We start from the raw sequence: 23,311 nt of genomic DNA on the forward strand, positions 1-23,311 counted from the left end.
TCTCGATTCTTCTCGGTTGGGCCTGGAGCCGGTATCACTCCGTCTCCAGCATGTCTTTGAGCAGCGGGATCGTCAAAGCCCGCTTGTTGCGCAACGCAAAATTGTCCAGATGGTCCAGCAGCTGCATCAGGCTGCCCAGGTCGCGCGAAAAACGCTTGAGCATATAGTCCATCACATCGTCCGGCAACGTCAGCCCGCGCTGCTGCGCCTCATCCTTGAGCACGCCACGGCGCTGCTCCTCGGTCAGCAGGTGCAGCTGGTAAATCTCGCCCCAGCCCAGCCGGGTGCGCAAATCATCACGTAGCTTCAGGTCTGAAGGCGGCGCATCGCCTGCCGCCAGCACCCAGCGCCGTGCACCCGTTGCCGGGCTGGTGGCATTCACAAACCAGTTGAATGCCGCCGCCTGCTGGACGGAGTTGTAAAAATGCACCTCATCCAGAATCACCGCCGACCAGCGCTCATTGAACGCGCTGGGAAAGCGGGTATTCGCATCCAGCCAGCCCACTGTGGCTCCCTGCTCTCGCAGGGTTTCGGCCACGGCTCGCAGCAGATAGGTCTTGCCCACCCCCATCTCACCCCACAGGTAAGTGGGCACTGGCGAACGGGGAGTTCCCCACCCGTCACCCACCTGCAGGCGCAGATGCTCCAGCGCCGCCTGGTTGGAGCCCGGAAAGAACCGCTGCAGGTTGGGCCCGGGGGCCAGTCCCAGATCCAGCGCCATCTGCTTCATACCGAGCCTCCCGCACAGGTGACCACGCCGCACGACGCAACAATGCGGGCGCGCAGAACATGGAGCAAGACGGATGGGACACGCATGGGCTGCGTACGGATGGACAGTAGGGGTTGGTAAATGAGCGACCACTCACATGCAAGGCAGCCAGACCGGACCGGCCATTGACAGCAAGGCCCGCAATCTGCACATATGCAATGCATGCAAACCCGTTGATTTTAGACGGACACAGAGCTCTGGCGGCACAAATACCGTATTCATCCCGGCCAGGCACTGCAATCTGCCCTCAGGAAGGTGTTTACGCCCTGCGCCACAGGCATTCTCCCCCCTCGGGTATACAGGGCGTCATAGAATCGCAGCTTGTGGCCAGCCCGCGGCGGTTGTGCTCCGCTTTTTTGCCCTTGTATTGCCTCCATGAGCTCTTCTACTACCTCTACCCCTCTCTCGTACAAAGATGCCGGCGTTGATATCGACGCAGGCGATGCGCTGGTGGAGCGCATCAAGCCCCTGGCCAAAAAGACCATGCGCGAAGGCGTGATGGCTGGCATCGGTGGCTTTGGCGCCCTGTTCGAGGTTCCCAAGCGCTACAAGGAGCCCGTGCTCGTCTCCGGCACCGATGGTGTGGGCACCAAGCTCAAGCTCGCCTTCGAATGGAACATGCACGACACTGTGGGCATCGACCTGGTGGCCATGAGCGTGAACGATGTACTGGTGCAAGGCGCCGAGCCGTTGTTCTTCCTGGATTACTTTGCCTGCGGCAAGCTCCATGTCGACACCGCCGCCGCCGTGGTGGGCGGCATCGCCAAGGGTTGCGAGTTGTCGGGCTGCGCGCTGATTGGCGGCGAAACCGCCGAGATGCCCGGCATGTACCCCGACGGCGAATACGACCTGGCAGGCTTTGCCGTGGGCGCCGTCGAGAAAAGCAAGATTCTGACCGGCCAGAACGTGCAGGCAGGCGATGTGGTGCTGGGCCTGGCCTCGCACGGCGTGCACTCCAATGGCTTCTCGCTGGTGCGCAAGTGCATCGAGCGCGCCGAAAGCCAGGGCAACGTGCCCGCCACGCTGGATGGCAAGCCCTTCAAGCAGGCCATCATGGAGCCCACGCGCCTGTACGTGAAGAACGTGCTGAGCGTGCTGGCCGAGCAGCCCATCAAGGCGCTGGCCCATATCACCGGCGGCGGCTTGCTGGAAAACATTCCTCGCGTGCTGCCCGAAGGGCTGGGCGCGCAACTGGTCAAGGGCAGCTGGCCCCAGACCGAACTGTTTGCCTGGCTGCAGAAGACTGCGGGTATCGACGATATCGAAATGAACCGCACCTTCAACAATGGCATCGGCATGGTGGTGGTGGTGCCCGCCGAGAGCGCCGAAGCCGTCAAGAGCGCCTTTGCCGCACTTGGTGAACAAGTGTGGACGATTGGCAGCATTGGCCCACGCGGCAGCGAAGCAGCTGTCACGGTGCGCTAAGCTCATTCCACCTGCGGGCAACCCACCGGGTTGCCATGCCAGGCAGCGCTGGTCCTGCAGGCCAGCCTGCTTTTTGACCGATTGCCGCCATGCGCCAAGACTCTGCAACACCACCATCCTCCCCTTCGGCGGGCAATCCATCCGCCGGCGGTGTTGCCGATGCGCCGCAACCCTGGCGGCCACCGCCCGTGCACTGGGGCGTGCGTCTGGCTTCCTACCTGCTGATGGGCTTTGCGCTGCTCATCATCATGCTCAATGGGCTGCTGGTGGGGCTTCTGGCCGCCTGCGTGGGCTATACCTTCACCCAGTTTCTGGTCCGCAAGATTGCTGATGCAAGCCGCCAGCCTCTGTCGCTGCAGGTGCCGCCGGCCCGCTGGATCGAATATGTGGCCGTGACCATCGTGCTCGTGGTGCCGATTGTTCTGGTCACCCTGGGCCTGATCCATTCTCAGGGCTATCTGCTCAACGCTCCGCAACAGTACCGCGATATTCTGGAATCCATGGCCAAGACCTTGCTCGACCTGCGCAGCAAGCTGCCGCCCGAGCTGGCCAACGTGTTGCCCGATGGCGCACAGGAGCTGCAACAGCGTGCAGCCGAGTACCTGGGCACCAAGGCCGGCACCATTGCAAACATGGGTCGCTCCTGGCTCGCCGGGCTTTTATATGTCTTTGTCGGCTTGTTGATCGGTTCGCTGGCCGCAGTGCGTCATGGCCGCCTCCCCCACGCGCCGCTGGCCCACCAGTTGCAATTGCGGGTGCAACGATTTGGCGATGCCTTCCGCCAGATCGTGGCCGCGCAGTTCTGGATTGCGCTGTTCAACACTGTGCTGACCGCCATTTTCCTGCTCGGAATCCTGCCTCTGCTCGACATGCGCCTGCCCTACAGCGGCGCACTCATCATGCTGACCTTCTTTGGCGGCCTGATCCCCATCGTCGGCAACCTGGTGTGCAACGCCGTCATCACCACTGTCGGCCTGTCGGTATCGCCACTGACAGCGGTGGCATGCCTTGCCTTTCTGGTGCTGATCCACAAGGCCGAATACCTGATCAATGCCAAAGTGGTGGGCGCAAAAACGCATATGGGCGTCTGGGAACTCCTGTCCGTGATGTTCGTGGCCGAAGCCATCTTCGGCCCCGCCGGTCTTGTGGCCGCCCCGCTGTTCTACGCCTATCTGAAGAAAGAGCTGTTTGCCGCGCGTCTGATATAGGCCAACAGCTACTGAATAGATAGCATACCGTTCACAAAAAAACGCCTCGGGGAACCGAGGCGTTTTGCTTGAATGCTGGAATGCGTGGAAGCCAGCCGCCGGTCAGCAGGTGGCCTGTGCAGCGTTGGCACGGACTCCGGCCTCAGTAGATTTCCGGCACATACATGGAAGCGGGCACCGGCTGGCGGCTGTAGTCCGGGTGGCGCACGCGATCAGGCAGCACCACATTTTCGTGATCCACATCGGAATACGGAATTTGGCTTAAAAAGTGCGCGATACAGTTGAGGCGCGCCGTCTTCTTGTCATCGGCATGCACGAGCCACCATGGAGCCTCGGGTGTGTGTGTGCGCTCCAGCATCACTTCCTTGGCCTTGGTGTACTCCTCCCAGCGCACGCGGCTTTGCAGATCCATCGGAGAGAGCTTCCACTGCTTGAGCGGATCATGGATGCGCCCGAGAAAGCGCAGGTGCTGCTCCTCGTCGCTGATCGAAAACCAGTATTTGACAAGGCGTATACCCGAACGCACCAGCATCTTTTCAAATTCGGGCACCGAGCGGAAGAACTCCTCGTACTGCTCGCTGGTGCAAAAGCCCATGACCTTCTCGACGCCAGCCCGGTTGTACCAGCTGCGGTCGAACAGCACCACCTCGCCTGCAGCAGGCAGGTGCGCCACGTAACGCTGAAAATACCACTGCGTGCGCTCGCGGTCATTCGGTGCAGGCAGAGCCGCCACCCGCACCACGCGCGGGTTCAGGCGCTGGGTGATGCGCTTGATGACGCCGCCCTTGCCTGCAGCATCACGCCCCTCGAACAGCACCACCACCTTCTGACCCGTGTGCTGCACCCAGTCCTGCAGCTTGACGAGTTCGCCCTGCAGCCGCAGCAGCTCGCGGAAATATTTGTATTCGTTCTCGCTCAGGCTTGCAGCAAAAGGCGCCCCCAGCAGGCCATCCTCCATCTCCAGCTCCAAGGATTCGTCGTAATCGTCCATGACATCGCGTGCAATCTTGTGCATGACATCTTCGGGCGAAATTCCAAAACGGTCTTTCATAGCAACTCTTCCTCAAAAAGTGCCGCTAACACCACCGCTGAATCATCGTCTGCAGACAAGCCCGGCAAAAACGGCCATACCAATACACGGCCTGCCACCATGGCCGTATGGTCTGGCGCACCTCATTCACCCGGGATTGATTCGGTAGTGCTAACGCCTCAGAGCACTATATTGCCGCCGATGTATGACGAAATAGTGACAAATACATGTCAAACAACTGATGTTTGTTACATGCGTTGTAAATCCAGCAGCGCCGCACGGATCTGGGCGGCATCCTCCGGTACGCCAGTCTGGTTGAGGTACTGCTGCAGGTCTTCGCGGGCCCGGTCGTGCACCCCCAGTTCTGCGTATGCCAGCCCCCGGTCGCGCAGCTCCGTCCATTCGGTGGGCTGCAGCAATACCAGACGGTTCTGCACCTCGATCAGCTTGGCCCAGGCCTTGTCGCTGCGGTAGATCTCCTTGAGGTTGGCCAGCATGCGCACGATGATGTCGCGCGAAGTTGCCGCCTGCAGGTAAAGCCCCAGAGGAACATCATCCTCGTCTACCCGGTGATACGCCTTTTGCATGGGCTCCAGCATTTCGGCCAGCATGGAACTGGAGAACGATTGCCCCGAGAGCGGATCGAGCACGATCTGTCCCTCTGCAACACTGACCTTGAGCAGGAAGTGGCCCGGAAAACAGATGCCGTGCGCCGGCAGTTGCAGTTCGGAGGCCAGCTCCAGCCAGATCACCGCCAAAGACACCGGAATGCCACGCCTGCGATGCAGCACCGCATTGAGGCAGCTGTTGTCGGGGGCATAGAAATCATTGGGATTGCCCTGGAATCCCCAGTCGGCATAGAAGCGGTGGTTGAGCACCTTGAGGCGCGTGAGGGCGCTGCGACTGTGGGCATCACGGCTCTCTCGCAACTGGCTGAGCAATTGGTCCACCTCGTTGACCACCTGCTGGATGTCAAGCTGCGGGTATTCGATGCAGGCAATGGCCGCTGCAGCTTCCAGCAGCGGAAAGTTGTCATCGCTTTGTACCAGCGACGCGAAATGCTCCAACGGGGTGGGGATCGAAAAGCTGAAGTCCATATGCATCCCTGCTGCAGCGCTCCGGCAACAACCCTGGTGCAATCACCGCGTTCTGGCGCTTCTGCAGCGCTGCTTGCGCCATAGCTTCAATGTATAGCATCGTGCAGGCACATCTGGGCGACAACTGTCACCAACTGTTGTGAATGTGCCTATCAGTTGCCCATTCAGTATCAGCGGCGCAGCAGGCTGCGCAGCTTCATGCCCGACAGGGCCAGCACGCCAAAATACAGCACCACCGAGCCCGCCAGCCACAGAACCAGCCAGCCCACACGCTTGAGCCGTTCGCTGCCCAGTGCCACCCAGTCGAACGTATGCGATCCCCACAGCAAAAAGATGGTCAGCAGGCCAGCCGCCAACCCGACACGGGCAAAGAAGATCAGCCAGCCCGGCTGCGGCTTGAAACTGCCTCGGCGCATCAGCCCCACCAGCAGCCACAGCGCATTCACGATCGCGCCCAGGCCAATCGACAGTGCCAGACCCGCATGTGCAAAGCTGGGTACCAGCACCAGATTCAACAGCTGGGTGATGACCAGCACGCAGATGGCGATCTTGACCGGCGTGCGAATGTCCTGGCTGGCATAGAAACCCGGTGCCAGCACCTTGATGGCCACCATCGCCAGCAGGCCCACACCATAGCCTTGCAACGCCAGGGCAATCTGCCCGACATCCGATCCCTTGAGCGCGCCGTAGTGGAACAGCACTGCCACCAGTGGCTTGGCAAAGGCCAGCAAGGCTGCGGCACATGGCACTGCCAGCAACACCACCATCCGCAACCCCCAGTCCAGCATAGCGCCATAGCGTGCATCATCGCCCGCCGCCTTGGCCGAAGCCAACTGGGGTGTCAGTACCACGCCCAGCGCCACGCCCAGCAATGCGGTGGGAAACTCCATCAGCCGGTCGGCATAGAACAGCCATGTCACGCTGCCCGTTGCCATGTACGACGCAATCTGCGTATTGATCATCAGAGAAATCTGCGCCACCCCGACACCCAGCAAGGCCGGTGCCATCAGCGTCAGAATGCGACGCACGCCAGCATCCGCCCAGGCAGCCTTGATGGCCGATGGCCGGAAGGCAATGCGCGGCACCATGGCGATGCGCCGCAGTGCCGGAAACTGGATGGCCAGCTGCAGCACGCCCCCCAACATCACCCCTGCCGCCATGGCGTAGATAGGCTCCACGCCACGCGCACCCAGCCAGGGCGCCAGCAGCAAGGCTGCCACGATCATGCTGACATTGAGCAGCACCGGCGTGAATGCCGGCACCACAAAGCGCTTCCAGGTATTGAGCACGCCTGCGGCCAATGCCACCAGCGACATGAAACCGATGTACGGAAACATCCAGCGCGTCATCAGCACGGCAGCGTCATAGCTGTGTGCGTTCTGGCGCAGGCCGCTGGCCAGCAGCCACACCAGCGCCGGTGCGGCCACGACACCAACCACGCAGGTCACCGCCAGTATCCAGAACAGCACCGTTGCCACACTTTGCACCAGGGTGCGCGTGCGCTCCTCGCCTTCCTTGGCCAGGGTGGTGGCCAGCACCGGCACAAAGGCCTGGCTGAAGGCCCCTTCCGCAAACAATCGCCTGAACAGATTGGGAATGCGAAAGGCCACATTGAAGGCATCCGTCAGCGCGCTGGCACCGAACATGGTGGCCATCAGCAGATCGCGGGCAAGGCCTGTCACACGCGAGAGCAGTGTGAACAGGGAGACGGTGGAGGCGGCTTTGAACAGAGACACCCGCAAAGTGTAGCCGTGCCCAGCCAGGGGATTGAACTAGCGCCTGGATTTCTGTGTAAATTGCCGCTATAATCGCTGGTTCACTGACAACATCCGCAGACTTTTAAGGAAAATCATCATGGCATCCAAGCCAGTCAAGAAGAACCCCCGTTTGGCATCCGGCCGCAAGCGCGCCCGCCAGAACGTCAAGCTGAACGCCGCCAACACCTCGCTGCGTTCGAAGTACCGCACCGCTATCAAGAACGTGGAAAAGGCTGTTGCCGCTGGCGACAAGACCAAGGCCACCGAACTGTTTGCAAAGGCCCAGTCCGTGCTGGATACGATCGCCGACAAGGGCATCTTCCACAAGAACAAGGCCGCTCGCGATAAGAGCCGCATTGCTGCCAAGGTGAAAGCCCTGGCATTGGCCGCCTAATCCATTTAGGCAATCGCACGGGCAGACCCTCTGCCCGCCGTTTGTAAACGGGTGCGCTGTCAGTAGTAAAAAAGCCGTCGCAAGACGGCTTTTTTACGTTCGTGCGCACCCCCAATATAGGCCAGCTCACGCCAGAAGCCGCCTGCATTATCAAAAACAATAGCATCCCGAGCTTCTTCACCCGGTCACCGGACTCTCTCCCGCCCGCTGCCCGCACCCAAAAAAGAAGGCCTGAGAATCAGGCCTTGGTAGCGGGAGCCGATGCCGAAGCATCCGGGATCAGACAGGCATCGGTGGTCTGCAGATCATTGTCGCGGGCGAAATTCATCACGAAGTCCCAGGCCATCGGCTCATGGGCCTGCAACTCGCGCTTGACCACCACGCACTTGGCGCCATTCATCGTGGTGGGAATGCACCAGGGCGAGTAGCCCAGATGGCTGCCGGGACGCGCGCCGCCCGGACGAAACTGACTCATCACCCCAGCCAGGCGCTCCGCCCAGTCGCTGGGGCGAAATGTCCTTCCACCCTGGGTGATGCCCAAAATGAAAACCTCTTGAGACGACGGAGAAACCATGTGACGGAAACCTCTGATAACGGCCTTCCAGGAGGATCACTGCCCGAGGCCAAACCAGCATTTTAACTCTTATATAAGAGATAAGCACGCAGGGCCTATAACTTCAAGACATCATGAAATGCGCAGGCAACATAGTTTTGCCGCAAATTCACGCAATTCAGGCAGACCAACAGGATACCGGGCACGAAATCCCGAAAACACTACACAGCTGGTCCATTTCATGTACAGCTCTTCAACGCAAAGCGTATATTTCACAAAGAGATCGCTTGCGCAATGCAGTGATGCACATTCTTCACTAGTGGTGTACCGCCCAGCCCCTAGAATGGCCTTTCCACCCGATGCCCAGCCACTTTAGCGGGTATCTGTGGAGTTTTTATTTACTTTTTTGTGGAGATTTCCCATGACCGACATCGTCAAGCCTGCAGAGCCCCATGTGATGACTACCTACGGCCGCGTGCCAGTCGCACTGGAGCGAGGCCAGGGCGTGCGCGTGTGGGATGTCAACGGCAAGGAATACCTCGATGCACTGGGCGGCATCGCCGTCAACACGCTGGGACACAACCATGCCAAGCTGGTGGCGGCACTGCATGACCAGATGACCAAGCTGATCCACACCAGCAACTACTACTACGTGCCTGGTCAGGAAAAGCTGGCCGCCCTGCTGGTCGAGCGCTCGAAGATGACCAACGCCTTCTTCTGCTCCACCGGCCTGGAAGCCAACGAAGCGGCGATCAAGATCGCCCGCAAGTATGGCGTGGACAAGGGCATCGAAAAGCCGGTCATCGTGGTTTTTGACCACGCTTTCCACGGCCGCTCCATTGCCACGATGAGCGCCACGGCCAACCCCAAGGTGCGCAATGGCTTTGGCCCGCTGCTCGATGGCTTCCTGCGCGTGCCTGCCAACGATTTCGTGGCATTGAAAGAGGCAACCGAAGGCAACCCCAATATCGTTGCCGTGATGATGGAGCCTATCCAGGGCGAAGGCGGCCTGCACCCCATGCGCGCCGACTTCATGAAGCAGGTGCGCGAGCTGTGCGATGCCCAGGACTGGCTGTTTGTGGTGGATGAAATCCAGGCCGGCATGGGCCGCACCGGCAAATGGTTTGCTCACCAGTGGGCCGGCATCGTGCCCGATGTGATGTCGCTGGCCAAGGGCCTGGGCTCTGGTATGCCGATCGGTGCAGTGGTGGCGGGCCCCAAGGCAGCCAAGGTGTTCCAGCCTGGCAACCATGGCACCACGTTCGGCGGCAACCCCCTGGCCATGCGCGCTGGCGTCGAAACCATCCGCATCATGGAAGAAGAGAAGCTGCTGGACAACGCCACCAAGGTCGGCGACTATCTGAAGGCCGCACTGAACAAGGCGCTGGCGGGTACGGAAGGCTTCGTCGAAGTGCGCGGCCAGGGCCTGATGATCGGCGTGGAGCTGAACAAGCCCTGCGGCGAGTTGATCACCCGTGGAGCGCAAGAGGCAGGCCTGCTGTTCAGCGTGACCGCCGACACCGTGATCCGCCTTGTGCCGTCCCTCATCCTGACGGAAGCGGAAGCCGACGAGATCGTCGCCAAGCTGGCTCCGCTGGTCAAGGCATTCCTGGCTGGCAAGTAAACCACGGCTTATGCAAATCAGGATCAGGCCCGCAGCCTGCCAATGGAAAGGCCCGCTGCACCTCCCTGTTTGCATAAGCTCTACAGACAAGACCCGAGCGTTATGAAACATTACCTGCAATTCCAAGACTTCACGGCCGATGAGTATGAATACCTGTTCAAGCGTGCTGCGCTGATCAAGCAGAAGTTCAAGGGCTACGTCACCCACCACACTTTGGCCGACCGCACGCTGGCGATGATCTTTGAAAAGGCCAGCACGCGCACGCGCGTGAGCTTTGAGGCGGGCATGTACCAGTTGGGTGGCTCCGTGGTGCACCTCACCACCGGCGACAGCCAGCTGGGCCGCGCCGAGCCCATCGAGGACAGCGCACGCGTCATCAGCCGCATGACCGATCTGGTGATGATCCGTACCTTCGGCCAGGAAAAGATCGAGCGCTTTGCGTCCCACTCGCGCGTGCCGGTGATCAACGGCCTGACCAACGAGTTCCACCCCTGCCAGATCCTGGCCGACATCTTCACTTTCATCGAGCATCGCGGCTCCATCCAGGGCAAGACGGTGGCCTGGGTGGGTGACGGCAACAACATGGCCAATACCTGGCTGCAAGCGGCCAACCTGCTGGGCTTCAAGGTGCACGTCAGCACGCCAAGCGGCTACGAGATTGATGAAGAACTGGCCTTCAGCGGCCGCCCCTACAGCAAGGATTGCTACAAAATCTTCAGCAACCCGATGGATGCCTGCAAGGATGCAGACCTTGTCACCACCGATGTGTGGACCAGCATGGGCTACGAGGAAGAGAACGAGAAGCGCATGAAGGCCTTTGCCGACTGGTGCGTGGACCAGGAGATGATGGCGATTGCCAGGAAGGATGCCCTCTTCATGCATTGCCTGCCCGCGCACCGCGGCGAGGAAGTGCAGGCCGATGTGATCGACGGCCCGCAATCCGTCGTCTGGGATGAGGCCGAAAACCGCATGCATGTGCAAAAGGCTCTGATGGAATACCTGCTCATCGGCAAGCAGGGCTGATCGGCACCCCGCCATTCCCACAGACGGCCTTCGGGCCGTTTTTTGATGCCGATCAAGTTCGGCAACAGAGGCAAACAAAAAAAGAGGACTGCCAGGCAGTCCTCTTTGCATTTACGGGAGATTTCAGTATTGCCTTGATAGCAATTGGCGCTTACCAGTCAAGCGCCAGCAGCCATTTCAATGCCGGATCAGGTGATCGAAGGCCGACAACGCCGCCGTGGCACCGGCACCTGCGGCAATGATAATCTGCTTGAACGGCACGTTCGTGCAATCACCGGCAGCAAACACGCCGGGCAGATTGGTTTCACCCTTGGCATTGATCTCGATCTCGCCAAAGCGCGTCAGGTTCACCGTGCCCTTGAGCCAATCGGTATTGGGCAGCAGACCGATCTGCACAAAGATGCCTTCGAGCGCAACCTGTTTGATCTCGTCGTTGGTGCGGTCCTTGTACGTGAGGCCAGTCACCTTCTTGCCGTCGCCATTCACTTCCGTGGTCTGCGCATTCAAGATCACCTTGACGTTCGGCAAGGTCGCCAGCTTCTTCTGCAGCACGGCATCTGCCTTCAGCTCCGCAGCAAATTCCAGCACCGTGACGCTCTTGACGACACCTGCCAGATCGATGGCTGCTTCAATGCCCGAATTGCCGCCGCCGATCACGGCCACATCCTTGCCCCTGAACAGCGGACCATCGCAGTGCGGGCAGTACGTCACACCCTTGGTGCGGTACTTGTCTTCACCAGGCACGTTCATGTTGCGCCAGCGGGCGCCGGTCGAGAGAATCACGGTCTTGGCCTTGAGCTTGGCACCCGATTCCGTCTCAATCTCGATCAAGCCGCCTTCCTGCGCAGCAGGGGTGAGGCGCTTGGCAGTCTGCAAGGCCATGATGTCCACCTCGTAGTCGCGGATATGGTTTTCCATCGCCGCAGACAGTTTGGGGCCTTCGGTCTTGCTGACCGAGATGAAGTTCTCGATATCCACGGTATCGAGCATCTGGCCACCAATACGGTCAGCCGCGATGCCGGTGCGGATGCCCTTGCGGGCGGCATAGATGGCCGCAGCCGCGCCAGCAGGGCCTCCGCCCACCACCAGCACATCAAAGGCTTCCTTGGCAGAAATCTTGGCAGCTTCCCGTGCCGCAGCGCCCGTGTCGACCTTGGCCACGATCTCGGCCAGCTCCATGCGGCCCTGGCCAAAGCGCTCGCCGTTGACAAAAACAGTGGGCACCGCCATCACTTCGCGCGCTTCCACTTCCTTCTGGAAGATGCCGCCGTCAATCGCAGTGTGCGTGATCTTGGGGTTGAGCACCGCCATCAGATTCAGCGCCTGCACCACATCCGGGCAGTTGTGACATGACAGCGAGTAGTAGGTCTCGAAGTGCAGTGGCGTATCGATGTTCCTGACCTGCTCCAGCAGATCGGCAGCTTCCTTCGATGGGTGGCCACCCACTTGCAGCAATGCCAGCACCAGCGAGGTGAATTCATGGCCCAGTGGCACGCCGGCAAAACGCACGCCGGTATCCACACCTGGGTTGGTGATCAGAAACGAAGGCCTGCGTTCGTCGCCGTCCTTCTTCTCGACCACGGTGATCTTGTCATTGAGCTCCTTGATGTCCGCGAGCAGTTCGCGCACTTCCTGCGACTTTTCGTCATCGCCCAAGGCCGCCACCAGCTCGACGGGCTTGGTCAGACGCTCCAAGTACGCTTTCAATTGTGCTTTCATGGTGTTGTCGAGCATGGATCTTCCTTTTGACTTTGTAACGACTGAATTTTCTAGTTTTTGAAAAAAATAATGCCCGGGCGCCAGGCACCCGGGCGTCTGAAGCTACCTATTTTGTAGCAGTGTGAGATCGATCAGATCTTGCCGACCAGGTCCAGCGAAGGAGCCAGGGTCTTCTCGCCTTCTTTCCACTTGGCGGGGCACACTTCACCTGGGTGAGCAGCGGTGTACTGGGCAGCCTTGAGCTTGCGCAGGGTTTCCGACACGTCACGGGCGATTTCGTTGGAATGGATTTCCATGGTCTTGATCACGCCATCAGGGTTGATCACGAAAGTGCCGCGCAGCGCCAGGCCTTCTTCAGGGATGTGCACGCCAAAGGCATTGGTCAGTTGGTGGGTTGGATCGCCAACCAGTGGGAACTGTGCCTTGCCCACGGCGTCGGAGGTTTCATGCCACACCTTGTGCGAGAAATGCGTGTCGGTGGTGACGATGTAGACCTCTGCGCCAGCCTTCTGGAACTCGGCGTAGTTGTTGGCTGCGTCTTCGATTTCGGTGGGGCAGTTGAAGGTGAAAGCGGCTGGCATGAAGATCACGACAGACCACTTGCCCTTCAAATCGGCTTCGGTCACGTCGATGAACTCACCCTTGGCGGCGCCAGCGCGCTGCACGAAAGCAGTGGTCTTGAAGGGTTGGACTTGCGTATTGATCAGGGACATTGCTGTTTCCTTCTAGTGGTAAAAATTGCTTGACAGGAGTTAGTGTAGGAAAACTTGAGTCATTAATCCAGTCAATTAAATTGATCGTTTTAATTTGCAAAAGCTATTTTCAAGATCCCGACCTGTCGTACTTCTTCAATAGGGACGATTGCCGAATTTGCAAGGCCGCACAGCAGATTGCGCACCACCTCTGCAAGTTAGCACAGCCATGTGACAACGGCCTTGCGTTCCGACAAGGCCGAATCATGCAGGCGCAGGCAGGCACTGTCAAATGCGAACACAACTCAACCTTAAACGCAGCCAGAACGCCGCAGCGGGGATTAGCAACCCACCGGTTTGGCGCATCGCCGATTCGCCCCGACAATACACCCATCGACCACTGACACACCGAGAAGGAGCCCACCATGAAAGGCGACCCCAAGGCCATTGGCTTTTTGCAAGCCCAGCTGAAAAACGAACTCACCGCCATCAACCAGTACTTTCTGCACTACCGCATGTACAAGCACTGGGGCCTCGACAAGCTGGCCAAGAAGGAATATGAGGAATCCATCGGCGAGATGAAACACGCCGACTGGCTGATGGACCGCATCTTCATGCTCGACGGACTGCCCAACCTGCAGGATCTGGGCAAGCTGCAGATCGGCGAAGACGTACCTGAAGCGCTCGCCTGCGATCTGCGCCTGGAACAAGGCGCGCAAGCCACCATCAAGGACGGCATTGCCCATTGCGAAAGCGTGCGCGACTATGTCTCGCGCGATCTGCTGCAGAAGATTCTGGACGACACCGAAGAGCACATCGACTTCCTGGAAACCCAGCTGGAGTTGATCGACAAGGTCGGCACGCAGAACTACCTGCAATCAGTGATGGGCGAGCTGGAGTAAGCCCGCCGAGCGTCAAGCTCACACCATCCAAAGAAAAGGGAAAGGGCGCCATGCGCCCTTTCCCTTTGCTTTTTTCTTTTCCGCTACAGGCTGTCTACTTACAGGTCTGCGGTAGCGAGAAAATCGTTGCCGATGCGACCACCCAGCGCATGCACGCGTTCCAGAAAGTGCACCAGGTAGGCATGCAGGCCGGTGGCCAGCAATTCGTCAATGCGCCCATACTGCAGCTCGGCCAGCAGCAAGCCTGCCTGGCGCTGGGTTTCAGCCGAGTGGTCATTGGCCACGGCTTCCAGAATCTGCACGACCTCGTACATGCTGGCATGCAGGGAGCGTGGCATGTCTCGGCGCAGGATCAGCATCTCGGCCACACGCTCAGGCGTGATCACATTGCGGTAGACCTTGCGGTACACCTCGAACGCCGAGACGCTGCGCAGAATGGCACTCCAATGGTAGAAGTCGAACTGCGCCTGGCCCTTGCCTGGCACCGTGCCATGGTAGTCGTTCTTGATGGCGTGAAAGCGTACATCCAGCAAGCGTGCGGTGTTGTCTGCCCGCTCGATGAAGGTACCCAGCCGCAGGAAGCGAAACGCGTCGTCCTGCAGCATGGTGCCCAGCGCCACGCCACGCGACAGGTGCGAGCGGTATTTGACCCATTCGAAGAACTTGGCCGGGTCGGTCTCGAACTTCTTGGCCTTGAACAGCCGGTTCATGTCCAGCCAGGTCAGGTTCTGCGTCTCCCAGGCTTCTGTCGTCAACGCCCCGCGCACGGCGCGGGCATTCTCGCGCGCCGCCTGCAGGCAGCTGTAGATTGATGAGGAATTGGTCTCGTCCCTCACCATGAAGTGCAAGACGCCTTCCAGGGTGACTTCATCGTGGCGCTGGTAGTAAGCGGGCAGCAGCTCGCTGATCGACAGCACGCTCTGCCAGGCCTTGGTGGCAGCGGACGCAGACTGCGGAAGCATGGAGGTTTCGTAGCTGACATTCAGCATGCGGGCGGTGTTCTCCGCCCGTTCGGTGTAACGGGACATCCAGTAGAGGTGATCGGCGGTACGGCTCAGCATCAATAAAATCTTTCGCTATGCATGATCTTGGTCGAAGGTCAGGTGGTGCGTGCAAGCCTCACTGCTGGCCGCCCTCCCACTCGCTGTAGTCATCCTCCGGGCCGCGCAGCACCCAGGTGTCTTTGGTGCCTCCGCCTTGCGACGAGTTGACGACCAGCGAGCCCTCCTTGAGGGCAACGCGCGTCAGGCCACCCGGCACCATCTGCACCTGTTTGCCGCTGAGGACGAACGGGCGCAGATCGATATGGCGCGGCGCAATTCCGCTTTCCACATAGGTGGGGCTGCTCGAGAGGCTGAGCGTGGGTTGCGCGATATAGCCACTGGGCTTGGCCTTGAGCACCGCGCGAAACTCCTCGATCTCTGCGCGCGTGGCTGCCGGTCCGATCAGCATGCCGTAACCGCCAGCGCCGTGCACCTCTTTCACCACAAGCTCATCCAGATGGTCCAGTACGTAGGCCAGGTCATCCGGCTTGCGGCACATCCAGGTCGGCACGTTTTTCAGGATGGCCTCTTCCCCCAGGTAGAAACGGATCATGTCGGGCACATAGGGGTAGACCGATTTGTCGTCGGCCACACCGGTTCCCACCGCATTGCAGATGGCGACATTGCCCTTGCGGTACACCTGCATCAGGCCCGCGCAGCCCAGCGTGGAATTGGGGCGGAAGACCTGCGGGTCCAGAAAGTCGTCGTCCACACGGCGGTAGATCACATCGACGCGCTGCAGCCCCTGTGTGGTGCGCATGTAGAGCATGTCGTCGCGCACGACCAGATCCTGCCCTTCCACCAGTTCCACCCCCATTTGCTGCGCGAGGAAGGCATGTTCGAAATAAGCACTGTTGTACATGCCTGGCGTCAATACCACCACCGTCGGATTGTTGACGGCGTGGGCGGGAGCACTGGCACGCAGGGTATCGAGCAGCAAATCGGGGTAATGGGCCACAGGCGCTACGGCATGGCTGCTGAAAAGCCCGGGAAAAAGCCGCATCATCATGCGGCGGTTTTCCAGCATGTACGACACCCCGGACGGCACGCGCAGATTGTCTTCCAGCACATAGTAGGTGCCGCTTCCATCGGCTTCGGCCGCGCGCACGATGTCGATGCCTGCCATGTGCGCGTAGATGTCGAGCGGCACATTCACGCCCTGCATTTCGGGCCGGTACTGGCTGTTGTCCAGCACCAGATCGCGCGGCACGATGCCGGCTTTCAGGATTTCCTGGTCGTGGTAGACATCATGAATGAACCGGTTGAGGGCTGTTACCCGTTGCACCAGGCCCTTTTGCATCTGCCGCCATTCGTGCGAGGGAATGATGCGCGGGATCAGGTCGAACGGAATCAGCCGCTCGGTGCCCGAGCCATCTTCGTCCTTTTCGCCATAGACCGCAAAAGTGATACCCACACGGCGGAACACCAGTTCGGCCTCTTCACGCAATGCCTGCATCTTGTCGAAAGGCTGCTCCTTGAGCCATTTGGCGTAGGTCTGGTAATGCACCCGCTCGGCCCCCGTGGCGTATGGCAGCCCTTGGTACATCTCATCAAATTTCTGCATCAACATGTCCTTTCTCACAGAATCAGCTTAGCAAGTTTCGCGCCACCGCCAGCTAGGTACTAACCTTCATCGGGTATCAAGGCCCCATTGCCATCCCCTATGGATTTTGCAGGAGCAGCATCGCGCTCCGACAGGGACTCGCTGTCGATATGCGCTGAATTTGCACCAAACTGGTGCAATCCATGCTGCCAATACCGCAGCCGAATCTGGCGCTGGCATTGCAATGCTGCTGGCAAGGTGGAATGCCACAATGCAGCGCCGCATTCGACTGTGGAGTGAAACCGGATGCGCTGCTCTGCATACCGCTGCACCACGGGGGCTGCTGGATGGCGAAACCGATTGCGATAGCCCGTTTGCGCCACGGCCCGGCTGGCACCCACGGCGGCCAGCAGCGACGGGCTCGACGAGGTATTGCTGCCATGGTGTGGCCTAAAGCTAAGGAATCTGCCGGAAATAGTGTCGTTTTCTATACGGTAGACACAATGAGCGACAATCTAAAAATATATAGCTCCCCGCATCAATCCCGCACAAAGTCCCGCACATGGCATACATCAGAAAATTTCGCAATGGCTGGCGAGCCGAAGTCCAAAAGCATGGTGAGCGGACAAGCAAGGTATTCGAAACCAAACGCGATGCCCAGAAATGGGCTCTGGAAACAGAGGCTCAGCTTGATGCGGCCAGTGGCGCAGCAGGGATGACCTTTGGGCAGGCTGCCGAAAAGTATCTTGCCACCGTGGCACCAGAAAAGGCTGAGGGCTCCTTGGACTGGGAGCAGAGGCGCATAGCCGAAATGCTGGAATTCTTCGGACCCCGCACCCCTCTAGTCCAAATCACCTCGAACAGACTCGGCGAATGGCGCGATGAGCGGCAAAAGTCTGTCAGCGGCTCTACAGTAATTCGACAGTTCAGCGTCCTCCGAAGCCTGTTCAGAACAGCAACAATTGAGTGGAAGGTGATTTCATCCAACCCTTGTGTTGGGGTTCGGATGCCTGAGCACAATCCAGCCCGTCACCAGCTATGGGAATGGAGGCTGATCAAGCGTATATTGCGCTCCCCGCGTGAAGGCAGGATGCTGGAAGTAGTGCACGCCTTCCATATCGCCTTGCATACAGGAATGCGCCTAAACGAGATACTCGCTGCGAGAGTAGTTGGTCGTGTTGCAATTCTTGAGCGGGACAAGAACAGTGGCAAAGCATCTCCTCCAGTCAAAGTGCCTCTTGCCCGCAAAGGGGCTGAACTCTTTGCAAAGTATCAGCCATTCACCATCACCCCAGATCACGCAAGCGCGATGTTTTCAAGGCTGACACGCGAACTCCTTATCGATGATCTGACCTTTCATGACAGCAGAGCCAGCGCCCTAACCTGGCTATCTCGGCGAGTAGATGTGATGACATTGGCGCGCATAAGTAGGCACAAGAACCTGAAAATACTCATGGAAACCTACTACCGAGAGTCTGCGGAGGACATAGCAGCGCGAATCTGAAACAAAAAAGCGCCCCCGCCCTGGGCGCAAAACGCGTAGACCTAGGCTATTTCCTCCGTGGAAATTCTGGATAAGGTGGCCGCTTGACCTTCATGTATTGCTTCTCAAGCCAAGGGTTCAGGGTTTTTAGGCTGCTCCCAATCTCAGCGGGCGAGGGTCCGCAGAGCCAAATTTGAGGCCATTGCTGTAACTCTGCTTCATCCCACTCGATGCCACGAAGCAAGAGCACATTGTCACGTTCCTTCCACACCTCTGCCTTTTCCAAAGCCTGGCAAAGCATCCTGTTGGGGTCTTCGCGATCCACCAAGCAAGTGCAGTCAGATCCGTCATGGGCTTGAGCCGTGACCAAATTTCCATGCAGTCTTGGTCTGAATTGCAACAGATAGACAGGAAGAAACACGCCAGCATGCTGCAGCCTCAGAACACAGGATGGATAGCCTGCCTTTTTCTTGGCTGCAATGTACCCGTCAGTTCCAGGAGAAGCCCTGCCCGGATCAAACCTGCCGGGCAAATCCCCAACTTCAAAGTGTGCAAATGATTCCATGGCAACTCCATATTACTGTATAAATATACAGTGTTTTGGAGATCGCCATGATTGGATCAAGATACTGGCAATGGCACATCAAGCCACAAGATCAATGGATCAAGACGCCGGAGCGTGAGCGCGCGGACAGCATCAAGCCTTCGCATCCTGAGGCTATGCCAGTCCTGGGCTCTATGGTCTGGCGCTGCGCTCCAACGCCTGCGGAAATGCGGGAGGTCTGCCGCGATCTAGGGCCTGATGTGCCGTTTTGACGCGCCCTTCTTGCGTCTAAGCCATGCCTCCGACGCTCTGGCGCGGCGCTAGCGCTAGGCAACTCCCGCTCCGGAGCGGCTCTGGAGCGGGAGTTGCCTGCCGCTCAAATCCTGCACAGACCCCCACCCTTTGCCGGGATGACCCTGCCGACGGCGCGATCCGTGCAGCGGTCCCCCTTTGAACGGATAAGTTGGCATGTGGCTGTCGGACAACGATGGGCTCGGCGGGATCGGCCGGCGCTGGCCGGCAGCAGCCGCCGATGTTGATTTTTTAGACCTGAATTGTAGGTCTGGGATATCAGTACTCGGCGTGTCACGTAAGCTATCCGTCAACTCGAGCCTACCCAGAAAGCTACCCACGCGCGAGCTTCAAGCGGTAGGTGCTGCTGCTCCCGGCTTTAGTCCATCAGACGCCAGTACGCCCCCTACGCCACCCGAGGAACCCGAGCATGCCTGCCAAGCCAATCATAGAGATCACAGAGAGAGCTGGTACAGGTTGGACCCCAGGCTGCTCGCCTACCGTCGAGCCTTTGGCAACTTGTCCTACTGGGGTGCATGTTTCTAGCCCCGGGTTAGCACCAGCAGCCGCGATGGGGGTTACGCAGAAATACAGATATTGGCCTGCATCATCAGCTACGGGAGTGTAAGTTGCACCGTTCCCACCTGTAGGTCCACTGTCCACTACTTTGCCTGTAGTGGAGTCCGTCAATGTACTGCTTGGGCTGGTCACGAATTTGTAGATTGAGCCAGTTGCCGAAACGTCTTGCGCATTGTTGTCCACGTCAGCATAGGTATAGGTGCCAGTGACAGCACTGCCAACAGCTGGTGATGTTCCACTGACAGTAGGAACTGCCGTAGGCACCTCGTTAGGTGGAGAACCCAAGAACATATTGACGCTGCCACCAATGGAAGGCTTGTCGCCATCGACGACAATTTGACAGACATCTGGTGATTTTATGACGATACCGTTGACGGTATTGGGATCGTTGCCTATTGCAGAAGTGACGCGCCAATACTGTGCTGGAGCCGTACCTTCGATGAAATAACTAGGCGTGCCAGATGTCGAGATTTTCAAGAAATCAAAATCACCCCCATCTACGATATTCCCAGTGCAATCTTGGAAGTGGAATTTGAAGTCTTCGTTGCCGTCGACATCCTGAAAGAACAGAACCGCCCCCTGCCTAAATGGAGAAGCGGACGAAAAGGATGCGGTTCCACGACTGAGAAACCCTTGGCCTGGCCGGATTGCTGGCACTCCGATATTTAATGGTAGATAGCTACTATTGCCAAAAGCATTGGTCCCTGCCCAGACTCCTGCGGTGATCAAACGTGAGGGAGGGTCAACTGTCCAGGTCAACGGATTGCCATTAAAGTCACCGATGGTCTGTCCTCCGCCTCCCGGCAAAACGTCAGGACCGGGAGCACCTGTCCCGTTCATGTAATACCAATACGTTGTACCTGAAGGAGGTGGAGGAAAGGCGCTAAAACTCCAGCCTGAGAAATAGTTGGAATCAGCCCCAACTGTAACTTCCGCCGCGCTCGAATGGCTGGCAGAAAAAAGTGCTGTAAGCGCCAAAATCCACCCGGAAGCACGGATCGCACAAGGTTTATTTACGGATTTTAAATATTCCATAGTAACTCTCTATTCAACATGAGCCAGAACAAATTGCCAAGTTTTGCAGCATACATCATCAGCAAATATAAATAGATAGGCCTTTAGAGCGGCCCAATGTTGAATTTGCGTTTATTGACTTTTGGGGAGACTATCTATGCGCAGTATCAGCAGTTACCCTTTTTAGCTTGGCCTGGAGGGCAGCCATGGGGGTGAGGTTTTTTTCCAGGGCCGTTGTCGTAGTAGCCATCACCGTAAACCGCGCAGCCGCTAAGCATCAACGCGACCGCAGCAAGGGACAGAATTTTTTTCATGGGGGACCTCTTTTGTTAAGAGGTGCAGTCTAAAAGACTGGTACATGAATGCTGTAAATCATTGTTCTCCCTCAACCCTACAGGCCTGATCACCCGCATCACCATTCAGGCGGCGCTCGGTGTTCACCTGGTCGCACAGCGCGGCTACTTCGGCGTCTCGCTGTTTAAGAGCGCCTCCGAGTTCCGCGACCACTCCGACGCCTTCCACAAGCTGGCGGTCGAGGGCTGAGGCTTTATCTGCAAGATTGCGGCGGGCAGTGGCGTCGGCTTCGGCTTGCGCGCGATAAGTGGCGGCTCTGCTGTCGGCGCTGAGCTGCAGCCTGTGAGCGCGCTCAAGCTCAGAGCGCACATCAACAGCAATGCCCGTCTTGAGGCTGGCCAGCTTGTCAGCGTTGTAGATCGTGTCTTTTGCATGCTTACTCTCCAGTTGGGCAGTGTTGGATTCATCGGCTCTGGCGGCTTCGGCGCGGCTGGCTACGCCCTGGGCCTGCTCGGTTTTGCACTCGGCCACTTTGGATGCGCCACGCCAGCCGTTGACCATCCAGCCAGCAACCAGCCCCAACGCGAAGATGACCAGGACAATGAGGGCTTTGATTTGTGCGGTCATGCTGGCCACTCCGGTAAATCGACGGTCTGCCCCGCCAAAGCGTGCGTACAGTCGCCCAGGAACTGGATACGGCCATCCGTCACAAACGAATGACACACTGCGGGAGGAGCACCATCCTTGCCCGCGTCTGCCCCTGGATACGTGACTAGCACCGATGGGGTGAACGTCGGCTTCTCAAGGGAGCCATTCCAGCCCCAATTTGGGCCGAAGTCGCTGCCATGCTGCACCGCATGAGAGGCATTACAGCCAGGACAGTGGAAGCGCAATAGCTCCTCGTTTTGCTTGACTACTGGTTTCATAGCCCCTCCAGACACAAGGCGCGCTCAGCTTGGCGGCGGTTCTGCAGGCCCTGCACATACTTTCCACCAGCGTTTGACCAGTTGGGCGCACCAGAAGGTGTGTGGGCGATCAGGTTGCAGCCCTGCTCTACCCGGCCAGAATTGATGTTTTGGACGGCCTGGGAGCCGCAAGCGCCCTCCTTGCCCACGTTGATGGCGAACATGGTCAGCCCGATCAGGCGCTTGGCCGTCAGGTAGTCCCAGTTGGCACACCCCAGCACGGCAAAGCCATACTCCAGCAGCGTTGCCTTGTTCACTGCCCGGCACTGGTCATCAGTGAGCTTGTCGCCTACCTTGGCGTTCCAGTCAGTACGGCCAGCGCAGTAGGTAGGGATGCCATGCGCCAGGTTGTCCGCGTACACCTGTTTGATGTTGCCCTCCCAGCGCTCCAAGGTGGTGTACGCCAGGGGGCTGGTCAGCGCGGCCAGCAGAGCTGCAGGGATCGCCCCCTTGCGCGCCAGCGAAGCCGGAATGCTCGGCTCTTTTGGAATCAATGCATCTGTCATAGTTCATCCCATCCCGTACCAAACTTGTGCTGCATGCGCGCTTCCATCTCGCGCGCCTCTCGCCGGTCTTTGCGCCAGGACCAATACTGGCTACAGGCCCAACCCAGAACACCGATCAGCAAGCCGCCGATCACACCCCACTCGGACACCGTGAGCCCGCTCACAAATGCCCCTGTTGCCCCGCCATAGGCTGCGGCCTTGCCCGCGACAATCGCGCCGTTTTCTGCACCATTGCTCATGCGCGCCCCTCTCAGAAATGAAAAAACCCGCCGAAGCGGGTCTGTCTTGTGTGTTGCAGGTCAAAGCGCCTGGGCGTAACCAAAGAGCAGCTCTAGATCAGCCTCGCTCAGCCCCAGACCAGCAGCCAACATCAGCATGGTTGGGCTATCCGATTCAATGGCTGCTGATCCGTCCCAGTCCACCTTGGCCCGGTAGCGCGCGTCCTCGTCAGGAATGGCACCGATCATTGCGTCGATCTGATCGCCTTTGATGCCCTTTAAGTCAAACAACGCTAATAGGGCCTGCCGCTTGGTGACTGTGATCCGGGCAGCATCCTTTGCTGCCTGCTCTGCAGCCAAGCGGTCGGCCTCGATCTGATCCAACTCGGCCTGAGTCAGCTTGACCACCTTCCATTGTTGGAGCCAGCCGTCCGGCGTGTCCTTGGGCGCTGTTTCGACGGCTTTGTGGGTAGCAGGGTTGTGCGCTGGCTTCTCTGCTGGAATAACGGCAACGAATGGCTCGCGTGGTGCAAATGGCTCTGCCCAGGTCACCTGAGTGCCAGCTTGCAAAAAGTACGAACGTACGTCGCCCTCATGCAGACCGAAGTCGCCCGTTTCTGTGTTGTAGTACATGTTGA

The 23,311-nt window shown here is 58.8% G+C and carries 24 protein-coding genes; 7 read left to right on the top strand and 17 right to left on the bottom strand.

The genetic code is table 11. The features are described from left to right. Window positions 1–34: 34 nt before the first annotated feature. Window positions 35–730, bottom strand: a complete 696-nt coding sequence (gene hda, locus ABIE32_RS10720) for a DnaA regulatory inactivator Hda (protein ID WP_224151755.1) — start codon at window positions 728–730, stop codon at window positions 35–37. A 414-nt stretch (window positions 731–1,144) separates the two neighbouring features. Here hda and purM point away from each other — a divergent pair, with 414 nt between their 5' ends. Next, a complete protein-coding gene (gene purM / locus ABIE32_RS10725; RefSeq protein ID WP_224151754.1) occupies window positions 1,145–2,194 on the top strand; it encodes a phosphoribosylformylglycinamidine cyclo-ligase in 1,050 nt (349 codons plus the stop codon). A gap of 89 nt (window positions 2,195–2,283) precedes the next feature. Next, window positions 2,284–3,402, top strand: a complete 1,119-nt coding sequence (locus ABIE32_RS10730; RefSeq protein WP_429015930.1) for an AI-2E family transporter — start codon at window positions 2,284–2,286, stop codon at window positions 3,400–3,402. Window positions 3,403–3,544: 142 nt separating this feature from the next. Here the strand turns inward: ABIE32_RS10730 and ppk2 are convergent, their stop codons facing one another. From ppk2 to murJ, 3 genes are all read right to left on the bottom strand, one after another. Next, a complete protein-coding gene (gene ppk2 / locus ABIE32_RS10735) occupies window positions 3,545–4,453 on the bottom strand; it encodes a polyphosphate kinase 2 (protein ID WP_429015937.1) in 909 nt (302 codons plus the stop codon). A 227-nt stretch (window positions 4,454–4,680) separates the two neighbouring features. Next, window positions 4,681–5,529, bottom strand: coding sequence for a SirB1 family protein (locus ABIE32_RS10740; RefSeq protein ID WP_395024271.1), 849 nt, complete (start codon window positions 5,527–5,529; stop codon window positions 4,681–4,683). A 170-nt stretch (window positions 5,530–5,699) separates the two neighbouring features. Next, the gene (murJ, locus tag ABIE32_RS10745) at window positions 5,700–7,265 is read right to left on the bottom strand and encodes a murein biosynthesis integral membrane protein MurJ (RefSeq protein ID WP_429015941.1); all 1,566 of its coding nucleotides are present in this window, start codon (window positions 7,263–7,265) and stop codon (window positions 5,700–5,702) included. A 118-nt stretch (window positions 7,266–7,383) separates the two neighbouring features. On the opposite strand from murJ, the gene rpsT reads away from it, so the two are divergent. Beyond that, a complete protein-coding gene (gene rpsT, locus ABIE32_RS10750) occupies window positions 7,384–7,680 on the top strand; it encodes a 30S ribosomal protein S20 (RefSeq protein WP_221451995.1) in 297 nt (98 codons plus the stop codon). Window positions 7,681–7,918: 238 nt separating this feature from the next. Here rpsT and ABIE32_RS10755 read toward each other — a convergent pair whose 3' ends face one another. Beyond that, on the bottom strand, window positions 7,919–8,254 hold the full coding sequence (locus ABIE32_RS10755; RefSeq protein WP_224151748.1) for a DUF3579 domain-containing protein: 336 nt from the start codon (window positions 8,252–8,254) through the stop codon (window positions 7,919–7,921). Between the two features lie 400 nt (window positions 8,255–8,654). On the opposite strand from ABIE32_RS10755, the gene ABIE32_RS10760 reads away from it, so the two are divergent. Both ABIE32_RS10760 and argF read left to right on the top strand, forming a co-directional pair. Beyond that, window positions 8,655–9,857: an aspartate aminotransferase family protein gene (locus ABIE32_RS10760; protein ID WP_429015945.1), complete on the top strand. Its 1,203-nt coding sequence runs from the start codon at window positions 8,655–8,657 to the stop codon at window positions 9,855–9,857. A 102-nt stretch (window positions 9,858–9,959) separates the two neighbouring features. Continuing rightward, the gene (gene argF / locus ABIE32_RS10765) at window positions 9,960–10,880 is read left to right on the top strand and encodes an ornithine carbamoyltransferase (protein WP_429015948.1); all 921 of its coding nucleotides are present in this window, start codon (window positions 9,960–9,962) and stop codon (window positions 10,878–10,880) included. A gap of 177 nt (window positions 10,881–11,057) precedes the next feature. On the opposite strand, the gene ahpF is transcribed toward argF, so the two are convergent. After that, window positions 11,058–12,614: an alkyl hydroperoxide reductase subunit F gene (ahpF, locus tag ABIE32_RS10770; protein WP_429015951.1), complete on the bottom strand. Its 1,557-nt coding sequence runs from the start codon at window positions 12,612–12,614 to the stop codon at window positions 11,058–11,060. Between the two features lie 116 nt (window positions 12,615–12,730). Next, complete coding sequence (gene ahpC, locus ABIE32_RS10775; protein ID WP_184705959.1) at window positions 12,731–13,312, bottom strand: alkyl hydroperoxide reductase subunit C; 582 nt, start codon at window positions 13,310–13,312, stop codon at window positions 12,731–12,733. A 404-nt stretch (window positions 13,313–13,716) separates the two neighbouring features. Here ahpC and bfr point away from each other — a divergent pair, with 404 nt between their 5' ends. Further along, window positions 13,717–14,193 (top strand): bacterioferritin, encoded by a 477-nt coding sequence (gene bfr, locus ABIE32_RS10780; RefSeq protein WP_224151743.1) that lies wholly within the window; start codon window positions 13,717–13,719, stop codon window positions 14,191–14,193. A gap of 98 nt (window positions 14,194–14,291) precedes the next feature. Here the strand turns inward: bfr and ABIE32_RS10785 are convergent, their stop codons facing one another. Beyond that, the gene (locus ABIE32_RS10785; RefSeq protein ID WP_224151742.1) at window positions 14,292–15,254 is read right to left on the bottom strand and encodes an alpha-E domain-containing protein; all 963 of its coding nucleotides are present in this window, start codon (window positions 15,252–15,254) and stop codon (window positions 14,292–14,294) included. A 58-nt stretch (window positions 15,255–15,312) separates the two neighbouring features. After that, window positions 15,313–16,800 (bottom strand): circularly permuted type 2 ATP-grasp protein, encoded by a 1,488-nt coding sequence (locus ABIE32_RS10790; RefSeq protein ID WP_224151741.1) that lies wholly within the window; start codon window positions 16,798–16,800, stop codon window positions 15,313–15,315. Between the two features lie 541 nt (window positions 16,801–17,341). On the opposite strand from ABIE32_RS10790, the gene ABIE32_RS10795 reads away from it, so the two are divergent. Further along, window positions 17,342–18,283 carry a tyrosine-type recombinase/integrase gene (locus ABIE32_RS10795; protein WP_429015956.1) on the top strand — a complete coding sequence of 314 codons (942 nt, stop codon included), beginning with the start codon at window positions 17,342–17,344 and terminating at the stop codon, window positions 18,281–18,283. Between the two features lie 46 nt (window positions 18,284–18,329). Here ABIE32_RS10795 and ABIE32_RS10800 read toward each other — a convergent pair whose 3' ends face one another. The 8 genes from ABIE32_RS10800 to ABIE32_RS10835 all read right to left on the bottom strand — a co-directional run bounded on the left by ABIE32_RS10800 (window position 18,330) and on the right by ABIE32_RS10835 (window position 23,306). Beyond that, window positions 18,330–18,827: a hypothetical protein gene (locus ABIE32_RS10800; protein WP_429015958.1), complete on the bottom strand. Its 498-nt coding sequence runs from the start codon at window positions 18,825–18,827 to the stop codon at window positions 18,330–18,332. 657 nt (window positions 18,828–19,484) lie between these two features. Then, window positions 19,485–20,711, bottom strand: coding sequence for a hypothetical protein (locus ABIE32_RS10805; protein WP_429015961.1), 1,227 nt, complete (start codon window positions 20,709–20,711; stop codon window positions 19,485–19,487). A 146-nt stretch (window positions 20,712–20,857) separates the two neighbouring features. Beyond that, window positions 20,858–21,004: a hypothetical protein gene (locus ABIE32_RS10810; protein ID WP_429015963.1), complete on the bottom strand. Its 147-nt coding sequence runs from the start codon at window positions 21,002–21,004 to the stop codon at window positions 20,858–20,860. A gap of 58 nt (window positions 21,005–21,062) precedes the next feature. Further along, window positions 21,063–21,611 carry a hypothetical protein gene (locus tag ABIE32_RS10815; RefSeq protein ID WP_429015965.1) on the bottom strand — a complete coding sequence of 183 codons (549 nt, stop codon included), beginning with the start codon at window positions 21,609–21,611 and terminating at the stop codon, window positions 21,063–21,065. Further along, entirely contained in the window at window positions 21,608–21,910 is a 303-nt protein-coding gene (locus ABIE32_RS10820; RefSeq protein ID WP_429015968.1) for a DUF6527 family protein, read from the bottom strand. Before ABIE32_RS10820 ends, ABIE32_RS10815 begins: the two co-directional genes overlap by 4 nt. Next, entirely contained in the window at window positions 21,907–22,455 is a 549-nt protein-coding gene (locus tag ABIE32_RS10825; protein WP_429015970.1) for a glycoside hydrolase family protein, read from the bottom strand. The genes ABIE32_RS10820 and ABIE32_RS10825 overlap by 4 nt, the downstream gene beginning before the upstream one ends. Continuing rightward, on the bottom strand, window positions 22,452–22,694 hold the full coding sequence (locus ABIE32_RS10830; RefSeq protein WP_184708059.1) for a holin: 243 nt from the start codon (window positions 22,692–22,694) through the stop codon (window positions 22,452–22,454). Before ABIE32_RS10830 ends, ABIE32_RS10825 begins: the two co-directional genes overlap by 4 nt. Window positions 22,695–22,754: 60 nt before the next feature. After that, window positions 22,755–23,306 (bottom strand): hypothetical protein, encoded by a 552-nt coding sequence (locus ABIE32_RS10835; RefSeq protein WP_429015972.1) that lies wholly within the window; start codon window positions 23,304–23,306, stop codon window positions 22,755–22,757. Between the last annotated feature and the right edge of the window lie 5 nt (window positions 23,307–23,311).

The organism is Comamonas sp. 4034 (assembly GCF_050434545.1).
In the GTDB taxonomy this organism is placed as follows: domain Bacteria; phylum Pseudomonadota; class Gammaproteobacteria; order Burkholderiales; family Burkholderiaceae_C; genus Comamonas; species Comamonas odontotermitis.

Coding starts and splice junctions, on each gene's coding strand:
- bfr (WP_224151743.1), top strand. CDS start 13,717: ATGAAAGGCGACCCCAAGGCCATTGGCTTTTTGCAAGCCCAGCTGAAA.
- ABIE32_RS10740 (WP_395024271.1), bottom strand. CDS start 5,529: ATGGACTTCAGCTTTTCGATCCCCACCCCGTTGGAGCATTTCGCGTCG.
- ABIE32_RS10790 (WP_224151741.1), bottom strand. CDS start 16,800: ATGCAGAAATTTGATGAGATGTACCAAGGGCTGCCATACGCCACGGGG.
- ahpC (WP_184705959.1), bottom strand. CDS start 13,312: ATGTCCCTGATCAATACGCAAGTCCAACCCTTCAAGACCACTGCTTTC.
- purM (WP_224151754.1), top strand. CDS start 1,145: ATGAGCTCTTCTACTACCTCTACCCCTCTCTCGTACAAAGATGCCGGC.
- ABIE32_RS10730 (WP_429015930.1), top strand. CDS start 2,284: ATGCGCCAAGACTCTGCAACACCACCATCCTCCCCTTCGGCGGGCAAT.
- ABIE32_RS10760 (WP_429015945.1), top strand. CDS start 8,655: ATGACCGACATCGTCAAGCCTGCAGAGCCCCATGTGATGACTACCTAC.
- ABIE32_RS10755 (WP_224151748.1), bottom strand. CDS start 8,254: ATGGTTTCTCCGTCGTCTCAAGAGGTTTTCATTTTGGGCATCACCCAG.
- ahpF (WP_429015951.1), bottom strand. CDS start 12,614: ATGCTCGACAACACCATGAAAGCACAATTGAAAGCGTACTTGGAGCGT.
- ABIE32_RS10805 (WP_429015961.1), bottom strand. CDS start 20,711: ATGGAATATTTAAAATCCGTAAATAAACCTTGTGCGATCCGTGCTTCC.
- ABIE32_RS10795 (WP_429015956.1), top strand. CDS start 17,342: ATGGCATACATCAGAAAATTTCGCAATGGCTGGCGAGCCGAAGTCCAA.
- ABIE32_RS10815 (WP_429015965.1), bottom strand. CDS start 21,611: ATGACCGCACAAATCAAAGCCCTCATTGTCCTGGTCATCTTCGCGTTG.
- ABIE32_RS10785 (WP_224151742.1), bottom strand. CDS start 15,254: ATGCTGAGCCGTACCGCCGATCACCTCTACTGGATGTCCCGTTACACC.
- argF (WP_429015948.1), top strand. CDS start 9,960: ATGAAACATTACCTGCAATTCCAAGACTTCACGGCCGATGAGTATGAA.
- ABIE32_RS10830 (WP_184708059.1), bottom strand. CDS start 22,694: ATGAGCAATGGTGCAGAAAACGGCGCGATTGTCGCGGGCAAGGCCGCA.
- ABIE32_RS10835 (WP_429015972.1), bottom strand. CDS start 23,306: ATGTACTACAACACAGAAACGGGCGACTTCGGTCTGCATGAGGGCGAC.
- ABIE32_RS10820 (WP_429015968.1), bottom strand. CDS start 21,910: ATGAAACCAGTAGTCAAGCAAAACGAGGAGCTATTGCGCTTCCACTGT.
- hda (WP_224151755.1), bottom strand. CDS start 730: ATGAAGCAGATGGCGCTGGATCTGGGACTGGCCCCCGGGCCCAACCTG.
- ABIE32_RS10825 (WP_429015970.1), bottom strand. CDS start 22,455: ATGACAGATGCATTGATTCCAAAAGAGCCGAGCATTCCGGCTTCGCTG.
- ABIE32_RS10810 (WP_429015963.1), bottom strand. CDS start 21,004: ATGAAAAAAATTCTGTCCCTTGCTGCGGTCGCGTTGATGCTTAGCGGC.
- ppk2 (WP_429015937.1), bottom strand. CDS start 4,453: ATGAAAGACCGTTTTGGAATTTCGCCCGAAGATGTCATGCACAAGATT.
- ABIE32_RS10800 (WP_429015958.1), bottom strand. CDS start 18,827: ATGGAATCATTTGCACACTTTGAAGTTGGGGATTTGCCCGGCAGGTTT.
- rpsT (WP_221451995.1), top strand. CDS start 7,384: ATGGCATCCAAGCCAGTCAAGAAGAACCCCCGTTTGGCATCCGGCCGC.